This is a genomic window from Arthrobacter sp. ISL-85 (assembly GCF_018613675.1).
Classification (GTDB): Bacteria; Actinomycetota; Actinomycetes; order Actinomycetales; family Micrococcaceae; genus Arthrobacter.
Map to the genome: position 1 here is coordinate 12,687 of NZ_JAGGPQ010000002.1, position 17,935 is coordinate 30,621.

20 protein-coding genes are annotated in these 17,935 nt (G+C 62.2%); 13 read left to right on the plus strand and 7 right to left on the minus strand.

Annotated features, from left to right (window positions below):
* Nucleotides 1-211 precede the first annotated feature (211 nt).
* From J7I84_RS00915 to J7I84_RS00950, 8 genes are all read left to right on the plus strand, one after another.
* Entirely contained in the window at nt 212-994 is a 783-nt protein-coding gene (locus tag J7I84_RS00915) for an IclR family transcriptional regulator (RefSeq protein ID WP_214939362.1), read from the plus strand.
* Between the two features lie 115 nt (nt 995-1,109).
* Nucleotides 1,110-1,499 carry a 4-carboxymuconolactone decarboxylase gene (gene pcaC, locus J7I84_RS00920; RefSeq protein ID WP_214939365.1) on the plus strand — a complete coding sequence of 130 codons (390 nt, stop codon included), beginning with the start codon at nt 1,110-1,112 and terminating at the stop codon, nt 1,497-1,499.
* A gap of 15 nt (nt 1,500-1,514) precedes the next feature.
* A complete protein-coding gene (locus J7I84_RS00925; protein ID WP_214939368.1) occupies nt 1,515-2,132 on the plus strand; it encodes an NIPSNAP family protein in 618 nt (205 codons plus the stop codon).
* Nucleotides 2,133-2,181: 49 nt separating this feature from the next.
* The gene (locus tag J7I84_RS00930) at nt 2,182-3,030 is read left to right on the plus strand and encodes a sugar phosphate isomerase/epimerase (RefSeq protein WP_214939371.1); all 849 of its coding nucleotides are present in this window, start codon (nt 2,182-2,184) and stop codon (nt 3,028-3,030) included.
* Complete coding sequence (locus J7I84_RS00935; protein ID WP_214939374.1) at nt 3,027-4,352, plus strand: MFS transporter; 1,326 nt, start codon at nt 3,027-3,029, stop codon at nt 4,350-4,352. The genes J7I84_RS00930 and J7I84_RS00935 overlap by 4 nt, the downstream gene beginning before the upstream one ends.
* Nucleotides 4,353-4,627: 275 nt before the next feature.
* A complete protein-coding gene (locus J7I84_RS00940) occupies nt 4,628-5,221 on the plus strand; it encodes a hypothetical protein (protein ID WP_214939377.1) in 594 nt (197 codons plus the stop codon).
* Between the two features lie 189 nt (nt 5,222-5,410).
* Nucleotides 5,411-6,013 carry a type IV toxin-antitoxin system AbiEi family antitoxin domain-containing protein gene (locus J7I84_RS00945; RefSeq protein WP_214939380.1) on the plus strand — a complete coding sequence of 201 codons (603 nt, stop codon included), beginning with the start codon at nt 5,411-5,413 and terminating at the stop codon, nt 6,011-6,013.
* Complete coding sequence (locus tag J7I84_RS00950) at nt 6,010-6,882, plus strand: nucleotidyl transferase AbiEii/AbiGii toxin family protein (RefSeq protein WP_214939383.1); 873 nt, start codon at nt 6,010-6,012, stop codon at nt 6,880-6,882. The genes J7I84_RS00945 and J7I84_RS00950 overlap by 4 nt, the downstream gene beginning before the upstream one ends.
* A gap of 187 nt (nt 6,883-7,069) precedes the next feature.
* On the opposite strand, the gene J7I84_RS00955 is transcribed toward J7I84_RS00950, so the two are convergent.
* Genes J7I84_RS00955 through mobC form a run of 4 tightly spaced genes read right to left on the minus strand, consistent with a single transcriptional unit; the run spans nt 7,070 to nt 10,654 of the window.
* Nucleotides 7,070-7,867, minus strand: a complete 798-nt coding sequence (locus tag J7I84_RS00955; RefSeq protein WP_214939386.1) for a hypothetical protein — start codon at nt 7,865-7,867, stop codon at nt 7,070-7,072.
* Nucleotides 7,868-7,895: 28 nt separating this feature from the next.
* On the minus strand, nt 7,896-8,684 hold the full coding sequence (locus tag J7I84_RS00960) for a hypothetical protein (RefSeq protein ID WP_214939388.1): 789 nt from the start codon (nt 8,682-8,684) through the stop codon (nt 7,896-7,898).
* A gap of 18 nt (nt 8,685-8,702) precedes the next feature.
* Nucleotides 8,703-10,262 carry a relaxase/mobilization nuclease domain-containing protein gene (locus tag J7I84_RS00965; protein ID WP_214939391.1) on the minus strand — a complete coding sequence of 520 codons (1,560 nt, stop codon included), beginning with the start codon at nt 10,260-10,262 and terminating at the stop codon, nt 8,703-8,705.
* Nucleotides 10,262-10,654 carry a plasmid mobilization relaxosome protein MobC gene (mobC, locus tag J7I84_RS00970; protein ID WP_214939393.1) on the minus strand — a complete coding sequence of 131 codons (393 nt, stop codon included), beginning with the start codon at nt 10,652-10,654 and terminating at the stop codon, nt 10,262-10,264. The genes J7I84_RS00965 and mobC overlap by 1 nt, the downstream gene beginning before the upstream one ends.
* A 420-nt stretch (nt 10,655-11,074) precedes the next feature.
* Between mobC and J7I84_RS00975 the strand changes: the two genes are divergently transcribed.
* Both J7I84_RS00975 and J7I84_RS00980 read left to right on the plus strand, forming a co-directional pair.
* On the plus strand, nt 11,075-11,335 hold the full coding sequence (locus tag J7I84_RS00975) for an AlpA family transcriptional regulator (protein WP_214939396.1): 261 nt from the start codon (nt 11,075-11,077) through the stop codon (nt 11,333-11,335).
* A 10-nt stretch (nt 11,336-11,345) separates the two neighbouring features.
* Nucleotides 11,346-11,669, plus strand: a complete 324-nt coding sequence (locus tag J7I84_RS00980; RefSeq protein ID WP_214939399.1) for a hypothetical protein — start codon at nt 11,346-11,348, stop codon at nt 11,667-11,669.
* A 325-nt stretch (nt 11,670-11,994) separates the two neighbouring features.
* On the opposite strand, the gene J7I84_RS00985 is transcribed toward J7I84_RS00980, so the two are convergent.
* A complete protein-coding gene (locus tag J7I84_RS00985) occupies nt 11,995-13,344 on the minus strand; it encodes a ParB/RepB/Spo0J family partition protein (RefSeq protein WP_214939402.1) in 1,350 nt (449 codons plus the stop codon).
* A 306-nt stretch (nt 13,345-13,650) separates the two neighbouring features.
* On the minus strand, nt 13,651-14,079 hold the full coding sequence (locus J7I84_RS00990) for a hypothetical protein (RefSeq protein WP_214939405.1): 429 nt from the start codon (nt 14,077-14,079) through the stop codon (nt 13,651-13,653).
* A 271-nt stretch (nt 14,080-14,350) separates the two neighbouring features.
* Here J7I84_RS00990 and J7I84_RS00995 point away from each other — a divergent pair, with 271 nt between their 5' ends.
* The gene (locus J7I84_RS00995) at nt 14,351-14,656 is read left to right on the plus strand and encodes an STAS/SEC14 domain-containing protein (protein ID WP_311381033.1); all 306 of its coding nucleotides are present in this window, start codon (nt 14,351-14,353) and stop codon (nt 14,654-14,656) included.
* Nucleotides 14,657-14,715: 59 nt separating this feature from the next.
* Here the strand turns inward: J7I84_RS00995 and J7I84_RS01000 are convergent, their stop codons facing one another.
* Nucleotides 14,716-15,921 (minus strand): IS110 family transposase, encoded by a 1,206-nt coding sequence (locus J7I84_RS01000; protein WP_214939411.1) that lies wholly within the window; start codon nt 15,919-15,921, stop codon nt 14,716-14,718.
* A gap of 604 nt (nt 15,922-16,525) precedes the next feature.
* Between J7I84_RS01000 and J7I84_RS01005 the strand changes: the two genes are divergently transcribed.
* Nucleotides 16,526-16,828, plus strand: coding sequence for a hypothetical protein (locus tag J7I84_RS01005; protein WP_214939413.1), 303 nt, complete (start codon nt 16,526-16,528; stop codon nt 16,826-16,828).
* Between the two features lie 41 nt (nt 16,829-16,869).
* Nucleotides 16,870-17,889: an ATP-dependent DNA ligase gene (locus tag J7I84_RS01010; protein ID WP_214939417.1), complete on the plus strand. Its 1,020-nt coding sequence runs from the start codon at nt 16,870-16,872 to the stop codon at nt 17,887-17,889.
* Nucleotides 17,890-17,935 lie beyond the last annotated feature (46 nt).

Genomic DNA, 17,935 nt, shown 5'->3' on the forward strand with positions numbered 1-17,935 from the left:
CGTGCAGAATCTCCAGCCCCCGCGAAATCAGTGTTCATGTAACTGCACGAGTTCTAGTATGTAAACACAGATTAGCAGTCGTCGGAGTCAGTGCCTACCTAAGCATGATCCATAACGCGATCGCCCGACCGTCCCCAGGCGGCGGTTCCGGCTAGAGTTGAAACGCGGTCCGACGGGGCCGCAAGCGCAGGCGTTACAGGATGAGGAGCACATGGCTGTTGAGCCCAAAGGGGTTGTGAAGTCAGCGGACCGCGTCCTGGATGTCTTCGAACTGCTCGGTCGATGGGGCAGCGAGATGTCGCATGCCGAGCTGGCGGAGGTGCTGAACATTCCCAAATCCAGCCTCACTCCACTGTTGCGCAACCTTGTGGCAAGAAATTTTGTCGAGTATGACCCGATCTCGAAGGGCTATCGCCTTGGGGATGCCTTTGTGCAGCTCGCGCAACGTACCGGACGGGAACGGTCGCTGCTGGGATTCATTCATCCTATTGTTGTTGACCTCTCGTCAGCCACGGGGGAATCTGTGACCGTAACTCAGCTTAAAGGCGATCAAGGGGAAACGATCGACTCGGTTTCCGGGCCGCACCGGCTGGTCTCACACATGCGCGCGGGCGACCGCGGACCGCTCTATGCGCTTTCCGGCGGTAAGGCAATTCTTGCCCACCTGCCGCAGGCCATGCTGTCCGACTATCTGCGGCGCGTTGAGTTTGAGCGCATCACGCCGAACACCATCGCCAGCACAGATGAGCTTGTCCGCCAGCTGGAGGAAGTCCGACGAACGGGGTACTCGTTCGTCGATGAAGAATTCACCTTTGGCATCGTGGGAATCGGGGCGCCCATCCTGGCCGACGACGGATTCCCAATTGGTGCCATTAGTGTCGTCATGCCAAGCGTCCGCCTCACCGATGAGTCGCAGGCGCAAGCTACGCGCGGGCTGACCACTGCCATCGAGCGTATTTCGCGCCAGCTCACGAGGCTGGCCGCCGCCCACTGACCCGTCTCTTCGATACACCAACGGCATATCCATGGCCAGCACTTGTTCACGAGTGAGAACGTGTTCTACAGTGAAAACTCAAATCTTTGATAAGCATCACCTAAGGAAGTAAGTCATGGACGAAAAATGCCGATACGAACTGGGGCTGGAGCAGCGACGTGCAGTTCTGGGGGATGCGCACGTGGACTGCGCCCAGTCCCACGGCACTGAATTCAGCGCTGATTTCCAGGAGATGATCACCCGCTATTCATGGGGCGAGGTCTGGTCCAGGCCGGAACTGGACCGCAACACACGCAGCCTGGTCGCCATCGCCACGATGATTGCCCTGAACCGGTCAGATGACTTCAAGGCACACGTGCGGGCGGCCCTCCGCCTGGGCACCACGCCCGAGCACATCAAGGAAGTGCTGCTGCAGTCCGCCATCTACTGCGGCGTCTCTGCCGCCGACAGCGCTTTCCGCGCTACCGAGGCCATCATGGCCGAAGAAACCGACCACCAGCACTGAACGTAAGGAGTAAACATGTCACGCATCGAAGCGATCACCATCACCACAGCCATCGGCGGAGTCAAGGAAGCCTTCGACCGAATCCATGCATTTACGCAGCCCCCGGCAGTCGGCGGAACACTACTGGGCGCATTCACCACCGAAATCGGTGAACTGAACAAGGTCTTGGTCCTGCGTGCGTTCGAAACGGATGCTGACGCAGCAGAGGACCGAAACCGGGCACAATTGAGCGCTGACCCCTACGGCGTTTCGTCCGTCGCTGCTTCACTCTCGGTCTCCACCTATGCCCTCTTCCCATTCCTGGAACCGGTCACGCCTGGTACGTCCGGCCCGTTCTACGAAGTTCGCACCTACGGCATCAAACCCAACGCGGTCCAAGCCACCATCGACGCCTGGGAGAAAGCCGTTCCAGCGCGGACCCGGATATCCCCGCTCACCCTGGCCGCCTATGCACTGGACGGTCCCGGCCCCCGGTTCATCAACATCTGGCCGTACGCCTCACTGGATGCCCGAAACGCATCCCGCGCCCAAGCGGTCGAGGAAGGCACCTGGCCACCTAAGGGAGGACCCGCCAACCTGACAACCCTGAATTCAGAGATCTACATTCCAGCACCCTTCTCACCGCTGCAATAGCAACGTCCTGCACCGCTCAACGCGCAACCTCATTCAAGGAAGAATGGCCATGACGCACAAAATCTCCCTCGCACCCCTGACAGTTCTGGAGCTATCACCCACCCAGGCCGTCGAGACCGCAGCAGCGGCCGGGTACGACTACGTCGGGTTGCGGCTGATTCCCTCCACACCGGAGGAAACCGTGTATCCGATCATCGGAGACACCCCGCTCGTTCGCGAGACCAGGAAACGTGCAGACGACCTGGGCATACTGATTCTGGATATCGAAACCCTGCGCCTGCAGCCCGAAACAGACGTTCGTGCCGATTACAGCAGATTCGTCGAGACCGGAGCCTCGCTGGGTGCCCGCCACATCCTCGTCGCAGGCAACGATCCGGAACGTCACCGCCTCACGGACAACTTCCGAACCTTGGCGGAACTCGCCGCCGAACACAACATGATTGCAAACCTGGAGTTCATGCCCTGGACCGATGTTCCTGACCTAAGAGATGCCGCCCGCGTGATGCAGGCCGTCGGGCACCCCAGCACCGGCCTGCTCATAGACTCGATCCACTTCGACCGATCCGGGAGCAACGTCGAGGACCTCAGGACACTGCCGGCGGAATGGTTCCACTACCTGCAGATTTGCGACGGCCCAGCCGAAAAACCAGCCACCACTGAACAGCTCATCCATCATGCGCGGCATGACCGTCTGCTGCCTGGCCGCGGCGGCATCGACCTGCTGGGCCAGCTTCGCTACCTCCCCGACAACCTCGTCATCAGCGTCGAAGTCCCGCTCAATACTCCAGAGCCCCTGCAGGCATCCGTCCGGGCCGAACTGGCCCTGGCAGCAACACGGGAGGTCCTCGACCGCACTGCCTCCGTAAGCCCATCCTCATCGTCAATGGAGACCAAATGAAAACATCGATCACGTCCGGGTCTGTAACCGGCAAGCCCGCCGCCACTAAAGGACGGCGAGCCGCTGCCGCCAGCCTCGTCGGTGCCGTCGTCGACTGGTACGACTATTTTCTCTACGGCACCGCATCCGCGCTGATCTTCGGACCGCTGTTCTTCCCAGGCAACGACCCAGTGGCATCGCAGCTGTTGGCCTTCGCGACCTTCGCCATTGGATTCTTTTTCCGTCCGATCGGCAGCCTCGTCTTCGGACATTTCGGCGACCGCATCGGACGCAAGAAGATGCTCGTTTTGACCCTCCTGATCATGGGCGCCGCCAGCGTCCTCATCGGCTTCCTGCCCACGTACCAAAACATCGGAGTATGGGCGCCGATCCTGCTCATCATCCTCCGAGCCGCCCAGGGCTTCGCGGTCGGAGGCGAATGGGCCGGAGCCACCCTCATGGCAGTGGAAAGCGCTCCCGAGGGTAAAAAGACACTCTATGGCAGCGTGGTCCAGTCGGGAGCCTACGTAGGCATTCTCACGGCCAATGGCGCCTATTACCTCACCAGCACCCTCATCACACCGGACCAGGCCTTCCTTGACTGGGGCTGGAGGATCCCCTTCATCGCAAGCGTCATCGTCATTGCCATCGGCTTCATCATCCGCCGCAGCGTAGGCGAAAGTGAAGAATTCACCACCCTTCAGAAAAGCGACGACATCCGCAAAGTGCCGTTTATAGCGGCACTGAAGGAAAACCCGAAGTCATTCTTCATCGTCTTTGGCATGCGCATTGGCGAGAACGTCGCGAACTACATCATCCTGACGTTCGCCATCTCCTATGCAACTAAAACCCTGGGCGTAGACAAATCCATCTCCCTCACCGCCATCATCGCAACGGCAATCGCTTCACTCTTCGCCATCCCGATCATCGCCAAATACGCCGACAAGTACGGCCCATACAAGGTCTACGTATTTGGAGCCGCCGCCGGCGTGGTCCTGGCCTTCCCGTTCTTCTGGGGACTCGAAACACGGAATGTCCTGATTATCATTCTCGCCGTAATGGTCACTCTGCTCGCAGTCGAAGTGACCATGGCAACCGTCCAACAGCCCATTTTCACCAAACTCTTCAGCCCGGAATTCCGCTACAGCGGCGCCGGATTCTCCTACCAAATCACCGCAGCCGTCGGCGGCGGCGTAGCCCCACTAGTCGCCACATGGCTCGTGAGCGTAGGCAACGGCGCCTCCTACCTGGCCGCGTCCTACATGGCAGGAGTGTGCGGCATCTCTCTCATCACCACGCTCGCGGTCCGCAAACGAATTCACGCCGGCCACGCCGAAGGCTAGCCGCCAACGAATACAGTCGCACAGTACGGAGGGGGCCTTCCATATACGGCCCTCGCCGTACCGCCTTGAAACATGCGCTGCTTCAGGAGGTGATGAAGTGCACGGCGTGGCGAGACGAAGGAGACGGCCGGAGCAATATCTAATGACGGCCGGACTGAAAGCCGATAATTGATATTATGTCAACTAAAGTTGCTTTAGCATCACGGCTTGTCAACTAGAGTTGCCGGCGCTCATACTGTCACTGTAGCAATTAGTGGCAGGCGGAGGGAAGCTCGATGGGCTGGTTTACCGAGGGCAGCGAGCATGAGGGCTATGTCGTGTGCGTCTTCGCGGATGGCATGTACGGGTCCGGTGGCAGGTGGATGGAGATCGACCTGATGACGCCCGACGGCCGGCCGGTCGGGCACGAGGAGGATCCCAGCCGTGCGGCCTGGCGGCCGCCGTCGCAGGTGGTCGGCTGGCGGGTCGCCTGCAGCTGTGTTCCGTTCCGGGAACACGTCATCCTGGACCCATTGTGGACGCGTGCCTGGGATCCGGCCGACGAGGATCTGGCCGCGGGTCGCATCTATGCCGGACCGCCGGCCAGCGCCGATGCCGCTGACATAAGTGAACGGCAGGACCTGGAGCCGCTGTTCCTGGACGTCTGGCACCGGCACATCGCCCCGGACCTGTCGCTGCACACCATCGGCACCCTGAGCCGGAGCCTAAAGGACCTCGAAGGCCAGCTCGATGACGCCGTCGGTGCCGCCCGGGCGGCGGGCGTCTCTTGGGACAAGATCGGCCGGGCGGTTGGCATCACTCGGCAAGGGGCGCAGAAACGATGGGAAACACTGTCCCCGGGTGCCCTTGGCCAAACCAAAGACAGCTAACACCAGCGGCCGGCTAACGGCTCGATTGCTGTCGCCGCATACTTCATGGGCACCCTAATGCTCGTCATGATCATCACCACCGGCGTCGTCGTCGTCGCCGCTGACGACGACGCACCACTCCCCCTCGACCCGCATGCCTTTCCGAGACTTTTTTACGACAGATATGGTTATCTGTCGTAGAATGTATCCATGAAGAGAAGGAGCGCGCTTCTGGACAGTCTTCCCCGTGGCGCGGCTTTCAGTGTCAGCGAGGCTTCGCATTTCGGTGTGCCAAAGGCAAGTCTGTACCGACTGCGAGACTCGGGACTCATAGAGCAGATCGGCCCGGGACTCTATGTAACTCCAGACGGCATGGACGCAGATCTCGATTTGTTGGAGGCCGCGCACAAAGCCCCCTCGGCCACCATCTGCCTTAACAGTGCTCTGGCACATCATGGGTTGATCGACGAGATACCATCATCCATTGATCTGGCACTTCCGCGCGGAAGGACTCCCCCACAGATTTCGGCCCCGGTTACCTGGCATGTGTTCGATAAGGCCACATTCGACGTCGGCCGGTCGCTGATGCCAGTCGAAGGCACCGACGGGACAAGGATCGGTATCTACTCCCCCGAGCGCTCTATTGTTGACGCCTTTCGCCTGCGAGCCAGTGCCGGGTATGAAACTGGTATCGAAGCCCTTCGCAACTGGCTGAAGCTGCCGGGAGCTCAGCCAGCACGACTTATGCAAATTGCATCGGTGGTCCCTCGGTCCAAAGGACCCCTCCGCCGCGCTCTCGAGGTCCTCTTATGACAGCGTCTCAAATCTACACTCAGCTGCAGGCCGTCGCGCGCGGCCGCAAACGACCCTTTGATGAAATCCTCGTCCTGTACGCGCTTGAGCGATTCCTGGCTCGCCTCGGAAACACTCCTTACGCAGGGGACTTTTGCCTCAAAGGTGGCGTTCTTCTTTCCGCTCATTCACTTCGCCGGCCTACCCGGGACATCGACATGCAGGCACTCGACTTTGAACTCGACGTCGTCCATGTCACCGAAGTGGTCACAGCAGTCTCGAACGTGGTCGTCGACGACGGCCTCACGTTTCAGTCCGACGGCTTAAGTGTGGAGCAAATTCGCGACGAGGACGAGTACACCGGGCTGCGTGTCACCCTGCCGGCGCGGCTGCATCGGGCGAAACTCACCATCAAACTGGACATCAGCACCGGCGATCCCATCTGGCCAGCTCCCGAGCCAATCGAGCTTCCCTCACTACTTGGCGGGTCCGTCAAGATGCAGGGCCATCCGCTGGTAACCGTCATCGCAGAGAAAACCGTCACCATGCTGCAGCGCGGCACTACCAGCACCAGGTGGCGCGACCTTCTTGATGTCGCCGCCTTGTCCGACCGATACGAGTTTGCCGCCACAGACGTCCGGGAAGCGGCTACGCAGGTTGCTCAACATCGAGGCGTCGAGCTCGGGCCGCTGCGCGCCTTACTTGCCGGATACGGGGAGGTTGGACAAGCCAAGTGGGCAGCTTGGCGCAGCAAACAGAAAGTGGAAGACCTATGCGAGGCAAACCTGGACGACCAGGTTGAAAGAATCCTTGTATTCATCGATCCGGTGTTCGATTCATCAGCAGAAGACCACAGCCGGTGGAACCCGGACGACGGATCTTGGTCATAGAGCGCCTTGTGCCGGGTTTGCTGCGTCCCTATGGGACGCGCGTCCAGATGTGGCGGCCGTCGCGATTCATTCCGACGTGCCGGCACAAACGGAACGGCAGTTCACTCCGCTCATTTGGAAGCTGAGGTCCGGGCCCTCCAACCGGCCCCCTATGCATCCCGGGTTTGCGTCTTCATCGCACACCGGCTTACTGGGTCAGACTTTGAATCCAATCGATTCCAGCTTCGACTGCCTTGGTTACGGCGGTGGCACCTGCAGTTCTGGCCAATTCGACAGCTACTTTGAAGTAAGCGTTTCGTTTCGCTGGCGTCTCGGCTGTCGTCGCAACTGTCGTCAATGCACCAACCAGTTGCATGGAAGCGGACCTTGCCGCAGCCCCACCAAGTTCCTCCAGACTGGAAAGCGTAAAACGTGCCTCCTGAAGGAGCTGCAGAAGATAGCGCCTCGTTGAAGCAGGAAGGGAGTTGTCTCCTCGAATGAGTTCTTCTGCGTGGAGCAACGCTTCGAAGACATTGGCTTGGTCTTCACCGAAGTCAGGTTCCCACTCGACTAAGTCCAGTGTTGAGGCCAGGATCTGAAGAACGTCCAAGGCCGCTTCCTCAACGAGCGGCGTGTTGGTTGATGGAGTCCAGTTGGTGTTGATGGCGAAGAGTCCCTGGTACCAGGAAGGAATCTTCTTTCGATAAACCGATACGTCGGTTCCGGACGCCTCGAGAGCGTTCACAGCGGACTCAATGTCTGCGAGCCAGTCCAAAGCCTTTCGATGTTCCGCCCAAAATCCTTGCGATGAAGGGTTGGAATCCCCTCTTACGCCTAATGCATTGCCATTGGGCTGAAGTTCCCAATGGCCAAAGAGAGCGAGAAGGCTTCGTGCACTATTCATTCGTGCACCAATCATGCGGATCCCCCAGTGATAGAAACTGGACTGAAGTATATCGAGTTGGCTGCTGGCAGCCGGCGGAAAGGCCGGAATCAGCGCCCTCACTACCGGACAGCCCCCGATAGTTCTGGACTCAGCGGCCCATGCCTTTCTGCAGGAGCTTGGTCTGGCCGTTGGCTCCGCGGGTTTTGCGGGCCTTTGGATTACGCCCTGGCCCCTTGGCCACCGCTGCGCTTGGCGGCGTTCCCTGGTCTTGGTCGGCACTGAGCCGTGCCTGCACGGCCTCGCGGTCGGCAACGTTTTCCAGGCTCGTCGCCAGCTCCTGCCGACGCTTGGCCGAGTCGTATTTAAGGTCGGCCTCTTCTGCCAGTGACTCGGGGCGCTGGTTCTCTTCGGTGACGTCTTGTTCACGGTCCCGATCTTCCCGGTCGGCCTCGGCCAGCAGCTGCACGGCCTGGGTGTTCTCGTCACGGCCGGCGGTGCGCTCGTTTTGGGCTTGGTCGCGGTCCCGTTCACCCTTGGCCAGGGCCTCCGCCACCGAGGCTTCATCGGCGCCCAGGTTGTCCACGTCGAGGCCGTAGCGGCGTTGTACCCGGTCGCGGACTGCCTCGGCCGCGTCGCGCGCTGCCGGGTCGTAGTCCTTCCACGCGGTGGCCGTCTCATGGACCCTTTCGATGTCGCGGCCGCTGGCGGTGTCCCACCATCGGTTGTCCATGACTGGCGCGAGCTGCGCACGGGCAGCAGCGCGTTCGGCGTCGTACCGGGCCTGCAGTTCCCGGGCTTGTTGTTCTTCGACCGTCTGGACGCGGCGGAGCTCCTGCTCGCGTGCCCTGGCCAGCTGCTCTCCGAGCCGGCCGGCGACGGTCAGCCCGACGCTGGACATTCCCTCGATTGCTTCTTCGATGCCGTCAGATTCACTCATTGTTCCCCATCCTGGTGTTTATCTTTCAATGTCCGGGCGGGTGGTCCCGCCTCGGGCGGTTGCCTGGGTCCGTGCTTGCTCGTACTTCGGTGGCAACACATAGCCGACAGACCGTCCTTGGGACTGGCCGGCAGTGCTCGTACGTACAGCGTCGGCCGCTTCACGATCGACAACCGGTGTCGGCACGGGAGTGCTTGGCAGTGCTGCGGCGACCTGGCTCAGGTGGTGCTTCACCATGTGGCTGATCTGGCGGGCCCGGCGGAGGTCGTTTGAGGCTTTGTGCATGTCGTGGACGGCTTTGGCGACGTTGAGCAGCTGGCGCAGCATGATTGCCTGCGCGGCGGTTCCGTTGCCGCCCATGGTGGCTGCCATGAGCATCAGCGAGGCTCCCCGGGCGGAGGGTCCTACGCTGCGGAAGGGACGCACCGGGTAACGGCGGAGCTGCGCGGTCTTGGACAGTTCATCTGCTGCGGCGGCCAGTGGCCCGGGCGTTGATTCCGTGGCTGTCGACCAGGCAGCAAACGCACCCGAGGTTTCGCGGGCGACGTGCGCCCAGGTGGCGTGGTCATCCAGCGGAACAGTTCGCAGGGTTTCGCGCAGCCGTGCGACTTCATTGCTGTAGTGCTCCCACAGTTGCGGGTCCGGTTCATGGGCTTCACGGCCGATGGTGACCGGGCGGCGTCCCCGGGCTGCTGCCTGCCATTCGGCGACAGCTTCGGTCGCCGCTTGCGGGGTGTCGTGCCACTCGGGGCGCAGCTTGGGAAGGGCAAGATCTTTTGCGAGGTGGCCGCCACCGAACCAGACCGGCCGACCACCCTTGGGGGGCCGTTCAGCGACGCTGTAGCCAACCACTACGTCGTCGCGTCCGGACGCGTACCGTGGCCTTACGAGTGCACCGGTCCGCCGGAGCCGGCGGATAAATTCAGCTTCGTCCTGGGCGGCAGTGGCGCAGGCGCGGACCTTGCGTTCCAGGGAGCGGCGTTCCGGTTCCGGGGCGCCGCGCCGTGCGGATGCTTCGCGTTCACCGGGGCGCAGGCCGCGGGTGGAATGGGTGGGTGAAAGTTCTTCCAGGCCGTACTTTTTCTCGAGGTCGCGGGCCGCTTGTTGTGCGCGGGGGAAGTCCCGCCAGCTGCTCCATTTGGTGCCGTCCTCGCGGACCATGGACGCGGCAATGTGGATGTGGTCGTTTCCGGCTTTGCTGTGGCCGTGACGGATGGCAACCCATTGCGCCGGCGCCCGACCGCTGGCTTCGGTGAACCCCATCTCGTCCATAAAGTCCTGGGCGATGGCAGCCCATTTCTCATCGGTCAGGTCGCCTTCCTCGGCACGCAGCGACAGTGAGCAGTGCCAGACGTGCCCCCCGGAAATCTCGACACCCAGGACGCTATGGGCGCGGTCAATTTCCTTGGCAATCGCCCCGGCGGCGTCAGCGTTGAGTTCATCGTCGTTGTGCCAGGCCATGATCGACGGTGAGCCTGCGACCAGATGCGGGTCGGTGTGCTCGTTCGCACGGCCGGGGCCGGCAAGGTAAGCGATCAGCCCGTGCATGCGGGTGCCCTTGGTGATGTTGGGAATCATCAGCGCACCATCGAATCCAGCATCGTATTGATCCGGTCAGCAACCGCCCGGACACGGCTCAACACTGTGCGGGCAGCCTCCGGAAACTCATCAGTGGCATTCGCGTGCCGGGCCAACTGGTTGACGTTGTTCGACAGTGCAGCAAGGTAGCGGCGGGCCGCAATGAACTCCACCGCCATCGCCCGCCGTTCAGCCAGCGACTCAGAGTTCTCGGCGTACAGCGCCGCACTGACCAAAATCTCCGACGGACTGCGCCCGGTCCGTTCTTCCAGGACCTTCAGCTGCGCCCGTTCGAACTCCGACATCGACACGCGCACGTACTGAGTGTCCCCGTCAATGTTCGCGCGGCGCCGGCGGGCGAACCGGCGGGGAGACTTCTGCTCTTCGCTCATCCGGTCCCCTCCCCCAGTGCCCAGCGCAGCGCCCCGGGATCTCCGGGCCGACACCTCAGTGTCGCCGATCAACGTCCGCAAGCCGTGGATCGACACGCGGGTTATGGCACATAACCACCTAGCTTGCTCCGGAACATCACCTGCGCCGGGATTCCGCGCTTTGGGTGGTTGCCGGGTACTGCCCTGCTGGACGCTTCGCGTCTGAGCTGCCCAAACGACTGCGTCGTTCCGTTTCGGCTGGGTGAGGCTACTGCCCGGTCCTTCCTTGGCAAGTCTCCGCAGCCGGCTTTCGCGGCATATCCTCGCTCCGCTCCGGTATTCCACGGTCCGGCCACTCCGACTGGCCAATTCCTTCACCGGCCAAGTCTCGGCAAGCGTGCCGAAAGGAACGCGGCATAAGGGCTAGCGAAAGGTACAGTTTTGGCTCTCATCTCACCTACCGAAGTGGCCATGCAATACGGAATCTCTGCGACGCAGCTGCGTCAGTGGCGGCGGCGCGGGATCGGCCCGGAATACTTCCAGTTCACCGCCCGGACCGTCAGCTACGCTGACGACTACCTGCGAGACTGGTTCAACGACCCCGAGAACGCCGGCCTCCTGGCAGAAGATCCTCCAGCCGACGGCCAGGCCTCGTGCCGGGATGGGCGCGTCCGGCGCAGCCGGCGTCGGGACGATCGTTAGGCTGAATCCCATGGCGAATCTCGACATTGAACAGACACGAAACCAGGCCCGCGCACTTCTGGACTCACGAATCGAGTCAGTGACCAATCTGGTACGAACACGGCAGCGCATCACCGATCTCAAAGACCAGCTGGCATCAGCAGAGCGTGAGGACAAGCGCGCCTACGTACAGGCAACCCGTGATGGATGGAGCCCCGAGGAACTCAAAAAACTCGGTCTCGAACCAGCCGCAGCAGGACGGCGCCGCAAAGCCCAGACTAAAGCCGCTGACACCTCCACGCTTCAGGGTGAAGCCCAGCAGCCGGACGAGCAGCACGCGGCTTCTCTGAACTAAGACCACAAGTGCACGACGAGGCGGCATCCCTGCCCCTGGCAGGGCACTCATGCAGACACAAAAAGGGCCGGCATAGCCGGCCCTTTTTGTTCTCCTCGGACAAAGGAAATCTGGTCCCAACTCTACCAGCCGCTGCAGGTGCAACGCGGCACGGGCATTTGGGGCGCCAGTCCTGCGCGAACGGCGATCCGCCGCTGGTGAGTCGCTGCTGTGGTTCGAACCGGGCGGCGGACCGCCCGACGTATGGAAGGTTCCTGGCCCTCGGATGATGAGCGGGCAGAGGTCTTGCCGGGCATGCGTTGTCGGCCGCCCGGCAAGGGAGTCTTTAGGCTGCGTCGTCCTCGGCTGGTGCGCCGCTGTCGAGAATGATCTTTTCGACCTCACTCACGGTGTATCCCCACGTCACCAACTGGTTCAAGTAGTCCCTGTTGGCTTGGCTTGGAGACCGCCACGAGTCCTTGGCGATCGTCTTTTCATACCCGGCGCAGACCAACGCGAGCAGGGAAAACTCCGGCCGTGCCGTGGACTTCGCGACGTGGTCACGAAGCGGATTCCATGCCCAGGCATTGGACTCCTCGACCTTCGCCCCAACCATCCCGGCGGCGACTTTCCCGTCGTAACCGATGGCGGTTTCCGGGTGATGAGTGATCGCGTGAACGGCGAAGTACTGCCAACCCTTCGGTGCCTGCTTCTTCGCCAGCAGGCCGGTCACAAAGTCACGGCGTACCACCTGCGCGGACAACATCGCTTTATTGTTCTCAATCAGGCTCTTGCGCTCCGCCTTCTGCTCGTCCGTCATCGGGCCTTTCTGTGGCTGGCTGCCGCCGTCGTAGCGTTCGTACTTCGGGGTGAAACCAAGGTCCTTCCAGCCGGTGATCACCGGGTGGGTCCGGTGATCACCGCGGTAGTCTGTGGTGATCAGGACTGCGTTAGCGTCCTCCTCGGTGGCCGGTTCCCCGCCAGCCCTTTTGGCCGCGGTGACGTAAAGGTTTTCCTCATCGGCGTAGTGTCCGGCGCCTTCGACGATGGTCTTGCCCTGGGCTTCCAGTTCGGCGATTAGGGCCGCGAGGGCAGCGGCGCTCTCACGCCGGTCGCGCAGGCGCTGGGCGATGTGCAGGAGCTGGCCGGGTTCGTCCATGATGACCGACTCCAACTCCTGGGTCGCCTCCTCGTTCCCTTCAAACTCGGCCATAATCAGCGCTTCCTCAATCGACCATCCTTTACCCAGGGCTGCGGCACCGGCGTCGGAAGACTTGGCCTTCAGTGCGCATTCCACGGTGGTCCGCGTGCGGCCTGTCTTCTTCGCGATCGCTGCCGCCGAAACCCCGATCAGGGACAGCTGATGGTAGGCCTCGGCCTCGTCCGCTTCGGTGAGTTCGGCCCGCTGGATGTTCTCCACCACCTGCGTCACGATCCGCTCCGCCTCCTCGGGGGACTCGATGATCATCACCGGAATCACCGGACGCTCCGCCTCGACGGCGGCGCGGGTGCGGCGCTGACCCATCAGCACATGCACGGTACCGTCGTCCTTGCGGTGGGCGATGACCGGTTCCATCACGCCGTGTTCTTTGATGCTGGCGACAAAATCCGCGGTCAGGGCGGCGTCCTTGCGGACGTTGACATCGACGGTCAGAGTGGCCGGGTCGATCATCTCCAGTACGGGTGTTGCGCTCATAAATATTTGTCCTCCTTGTCCGAGAAGTGGGGTGGGTGGGGCGGATTTGGTGACCGGCCAGCTCCCCTTCCCTCCCCCGTTGCTTTTTGGCTGCTGGCGGAGCTTGCGGAGCTGTGGCCGACGGAGGCCTGTCCACCCGCAGGGCAAGGTGCGGAAATCTTCGTAAGGAAATCAGCGACGAAGGAGCGCCGTCGAAGAATTCCGCACCGCAGGCCCCGGAGGAACGGAGGGGCTGGACGGGCCGGAGCGGGCACGTACAATCCGTCAGGAATCTCAATGATGTTGTCAACGGACTCCTGCGGTTGTTTAGGCGACGTTGACGGTGCAGGGCATTCGGTAGCGGTTGGGGAGCTCGGCGGCGGTTTCTGGCAGGTCGTCCGGGCCGTGGGCCTGGCCGTTCTTCCAGTGGAAGAACGCCTGTTCGGTGATCGCGTCCCACTGGCGGGCCTTGGTCCGGTAGTAGGTGCAGGTGACGTCTCCCTCGCAGTAGGTGGCGACGCCGAACAGGTTACCGATCCGGTCAGCGGTTCGGGTGGCCGCGACCATAACGTAGGGCCACTGTCCCAGGTCCCAGCCGTCCGAGCCCCAGTTGGAGAGCACGGTCCAGCCGTGTTGTTCGATGAGGTCCATCCAGTCGTAGCCGCCGTTCATGTGGTAATCGCCCAGCACGATCATGTCCTCGATGGTTTCCCCGGTGTCGGCCAGGGTCACGGTCTTCCTTGTTACTGCGTTCATGGTGTTGTTCCTTTTTGTCCGAGAAGTGATGGTGGATGGGGCAGCCCTGGTGACCGGCCAAGCACAAACTCTGTTGACGAGTATGTACATTTGTTAGATATCCCGGTAGCGTGCTTCTGTCGGTTATTGGGGGGCGACGGGCTTCTGAGGAGGCTCCGTCGGCCGGCGAAGCGATTGTGGGGAGTCGTTGGAAAAAATTGAAGTTGAAGGTGGCAACGGCACAGTCGTCCTCGGCGATGATGGAATCCTTCGCCTGCGTTGGCACCCGGGAGTGAGAATCGAGCCCGCCGACGCCCACGCCGCCATGGCAGCCGTAAATGCCGCGGCGGATGGGTCCGAGTACCCCTTGTTAGTGGACATGTCAGACACAGCCTCCCTCAGCCGCCAAGCACGCTCCGTCTTCACCATCCGCTGTGCGGCCTCCCGCATTGCGCTGCTTGGCAAGAGCCCAGTTGACCGGATGCTCGCCAACTGGTCCCTGGGCGTGCGAAACCTCCCCACCCCGGCGCGCTTTTTCACTTCCAACACCGAGGCCATCACCTGGTTGCTGGTAAACCAAACGACTTCCCGGACCTGACCCCAACCTCGCCTTCCCAGCGGGGTCCCGGTGCTTACTGACGCATACCCGTGGGTTCCTCAGGCTGCCACCGGAGCTGCCTGCGTAGGCGGCCGGCTATAGCTCGTGCCGTCGCGCAACATCGCCCAGAGAACGTTGAGTCGACGCCGGGCAAGGGAGAGCATCGCCTGTATATGGGTCTTTCCTTCAAGCCGTTTGCGGTCGTAGTAGGTCCGTGATGCCATACAGCTCTTGAGGGCGGAGAGTGATGAAAGGAAGAAGACGCGCAGGAGCCGTCGGTCGTAGCGTCTGGGGCGGTGGTGATTTCCGCTGATCCGTCCCGAATCTTTGGGGACCGGGGCGAGTCCGGCGACGCCGGCGAACCTGCCGGGGTTTTCGAAGACGCTCAGGTCGCCGCCGGTCGCCCCGAGGAACTCTGCAGCCAGGACTGGCCCAAAACCTGGCATGCTCAGCAGTACCGTGGCGTGGTGGTGCTCCGTGACTTTTGCGCTGATGAGGGCATCGAGTTCGGCCAGTTCATCGCTCAGGGCCAGGATTTCCCGAGCCAAGGCTGCGACTATCTGCTCGCCGATGTGTTGGGCGGGCACGGTGGTGTGCTGCGATTTGGCAGCCTCAACGGCAGTGGCGGCGATTGCTGCCGAGGAGCGGGTTCCGTGCTTTTTCAGCCACGCTTGGATTCTGGCCTGCCCGGCCCGGCGGATCCCGTCGGGCGTGCGGTGCCTGGTCAGCAGCAGCAACGCCGCTTTAGAGCGGCTGTAGTCAAACGCCCGTTCCAGGGCCGGAAAGTATTCAAGCAACTGGGCGCGGAGCCGGTTGACTGCACGTGTTTTGTCGGCGGCTTTATCAGCCCGCCGGGCTGTGAGAAGCCGCAGGCCGGTGCTGATTTCATCCCCCGCGCGCAAGGGTTGGAGGTCGTTGCGCATCCGGGCCTGGTCAGCGATGACGGCGGCGTCTTTGGCGTCAGTTTTGCCGTCACCGCGATATAGCCGGGAGGCGTGGTGCACGGTACGGCCTGGAATGTAGAGAATGTCCTGGCCGTGTGCGAGAAGGAGGGCGATGAGCAGCGCGGATCCACCGTGGTTCAGGTCGGTGGCCCAGATCAGGTTTCCGCCGTCGGCGAGTTTAAGGGCATCGGCGAGCAGCTCAAGCAGGGCCGCTTCGTCGTTGGGGATCTTTCGTGAGAGCAGCCGTGTGCCTTCGGCATCAATCACGACGCAGTGGTGGTGGGCTTTGCCGGCGTCAATGCCGGCCCATAGGTGCACCAAGAACAGGCTCCATTCTTTGGATGGGTTAAGGGCCCAGCAGATAACCACGCCGTCGTGTCCTTATCCGGCGATCATGTCGCGTCTCTCAATCAGCGGTCGGGTCATCGCGGGGTGGCGGGCGGCCAATCCTGACAAGCCGTCACGCACGAGTCGTCCGGCACAGCAGCCAAAGCCATACCCGCCTCCCCTGGGTAGCCACGACCCTACAGCGGCCGCGGAACTGAACCCGATAACAACATAAGGACAGCAGCCAAAAGACGTCGTCAACACAAAGGTGATGACGGGCCGGAGCCCTGCGACGGACCGGCAGCACCCAACAGTCGGCCGCGCAGCGGACGCCCATTAGAGGGGTTGGAGCGCAGCCGGAAACCCCCTGTACGGCGATAAACTTGTATTGCCCCCGTCACCGGCCGCTCCCCCAGTAGGCCGGTGACGGTGCGGCCGAAAAAGGCATGTTTACACCCAGGGCAGAGGGCCGCATTCCCACCAGTCGTGGTCCTCTGCTTTGCCCTGGGCGGCCGCAGCAGTGTTGATACGGTGATGTCTGGGGTCTTCTGGAGCTGGAAGTCATTTAGTCCCGAACGGACACTAGAGGGGGAAATCTATGGGCCTGTGGAGCTGGCTTGGCCGGCGCAAGCCGGCAAAGGGTGCTGACGACGCCGACCGCGTGATGTCCGATCAGCCCAAGGAGCAGGAGCCATTAACTCCTGAGCAGCTGTCAGAGCTTAAAGATGCGTGGACCGAGCTCACCGAGGCGGCCAAAGAGTCAGCTGTCACCAGCTTTCATGCCTGCTCACGGGGCGGCAGGCCCTGGCAGGAAGACCCCGCATCTGTACGGAGCATGGCGGCCATGCTCCGTAGCTTCAGCAAGGAAGACGCGGCCACTGAAGGTCTGCCGCCCGCCTAACGCGGGCGTCCAGGCTGACGATTCTCCTCTAGGCTGGGCCCATGGCCGAGTCCCTTCCGCCGGCACTGCAACCACCGGTCGCGGTTGCCCTGGCAAAACTCGTCAAAACTTTCCCTGGGCCCAACGCACTACCCGGTGGACTGACGGCCGAACCCAAGTGGGACGGTTACCGGACAACCGCCTACATTCAGGCTGACCAGGTGACGCTGTGGTCCAGACAGGGCAAAGAACTTACGAAGATCCTGCCGGATCTCGCTGCAGCCCTCGCAGCTCAGGTACCGCCCGGGGTTGTCCTGGACGGCGAAGCCATCATCTGGAACAAGAACCGGCTGGACTTCGAAGCCCTACAGCAGCGCATGGTCACCTCCAGGGCCGCCCTGCCGGCCGTGGTCAAAAAACTGCCCGCCTCGTTCGTGGCCTTCGATGTGCTCGCCGTCGCCGGGCAGGACACCAGGGGCGTGCAGTTCACCGGGCGCCGGCAGCTGCTCGAGGAACTGGCCCGGGACTGGGCCGCACCATTGACCCTCTCCCCCACCACCAGGGACATGGAACTGGCAAAGACCTGGCTGCAGGATCTGCCCGCCACCGGAATCGAAGGTCTCGTGTTCAAGGGCGCCGCCCAACCGTACGAAGCCACCAGGGCTTGGCTGAAGCTGAAACACAAGGACGTCCTGGACGTCGTGTGCGCTGCGGTGATCGGGCCCGTGACCCAGCCTCAGGCCATCATCGCCGGTCTACCGATAGAAGGCGCACTGAAAATTATCGGTCGATCCACAGTCCTCTCCACGAAGATCGGCCGTGAACTGAGCCAGCACCTCCGCCCGGCCGGCCCCGGGCATCCCTGGCCCGAGGAGATCAGCGAATCGTCCCTGAACAGGTTCAGCAAGGCCAAAGGCCCAGTGCGGCTGACTCTGGTCGAGCCGGTCGTGGTCGAGGTCTCCGCCGACGTCGCCTGGTCCGGTATGTCCTTCCGCCACCCGGTTTCCTACCGGCGGGCAAGGCCCGAGCTGGACCCCTCAGGCGTCCGTGTTCCCCCGGAGCTGGACAACAGGCGCCGCTGACGGCGCCGCGGGTTATACCCAGTGTGGACAGCTTTGAGATTCATCC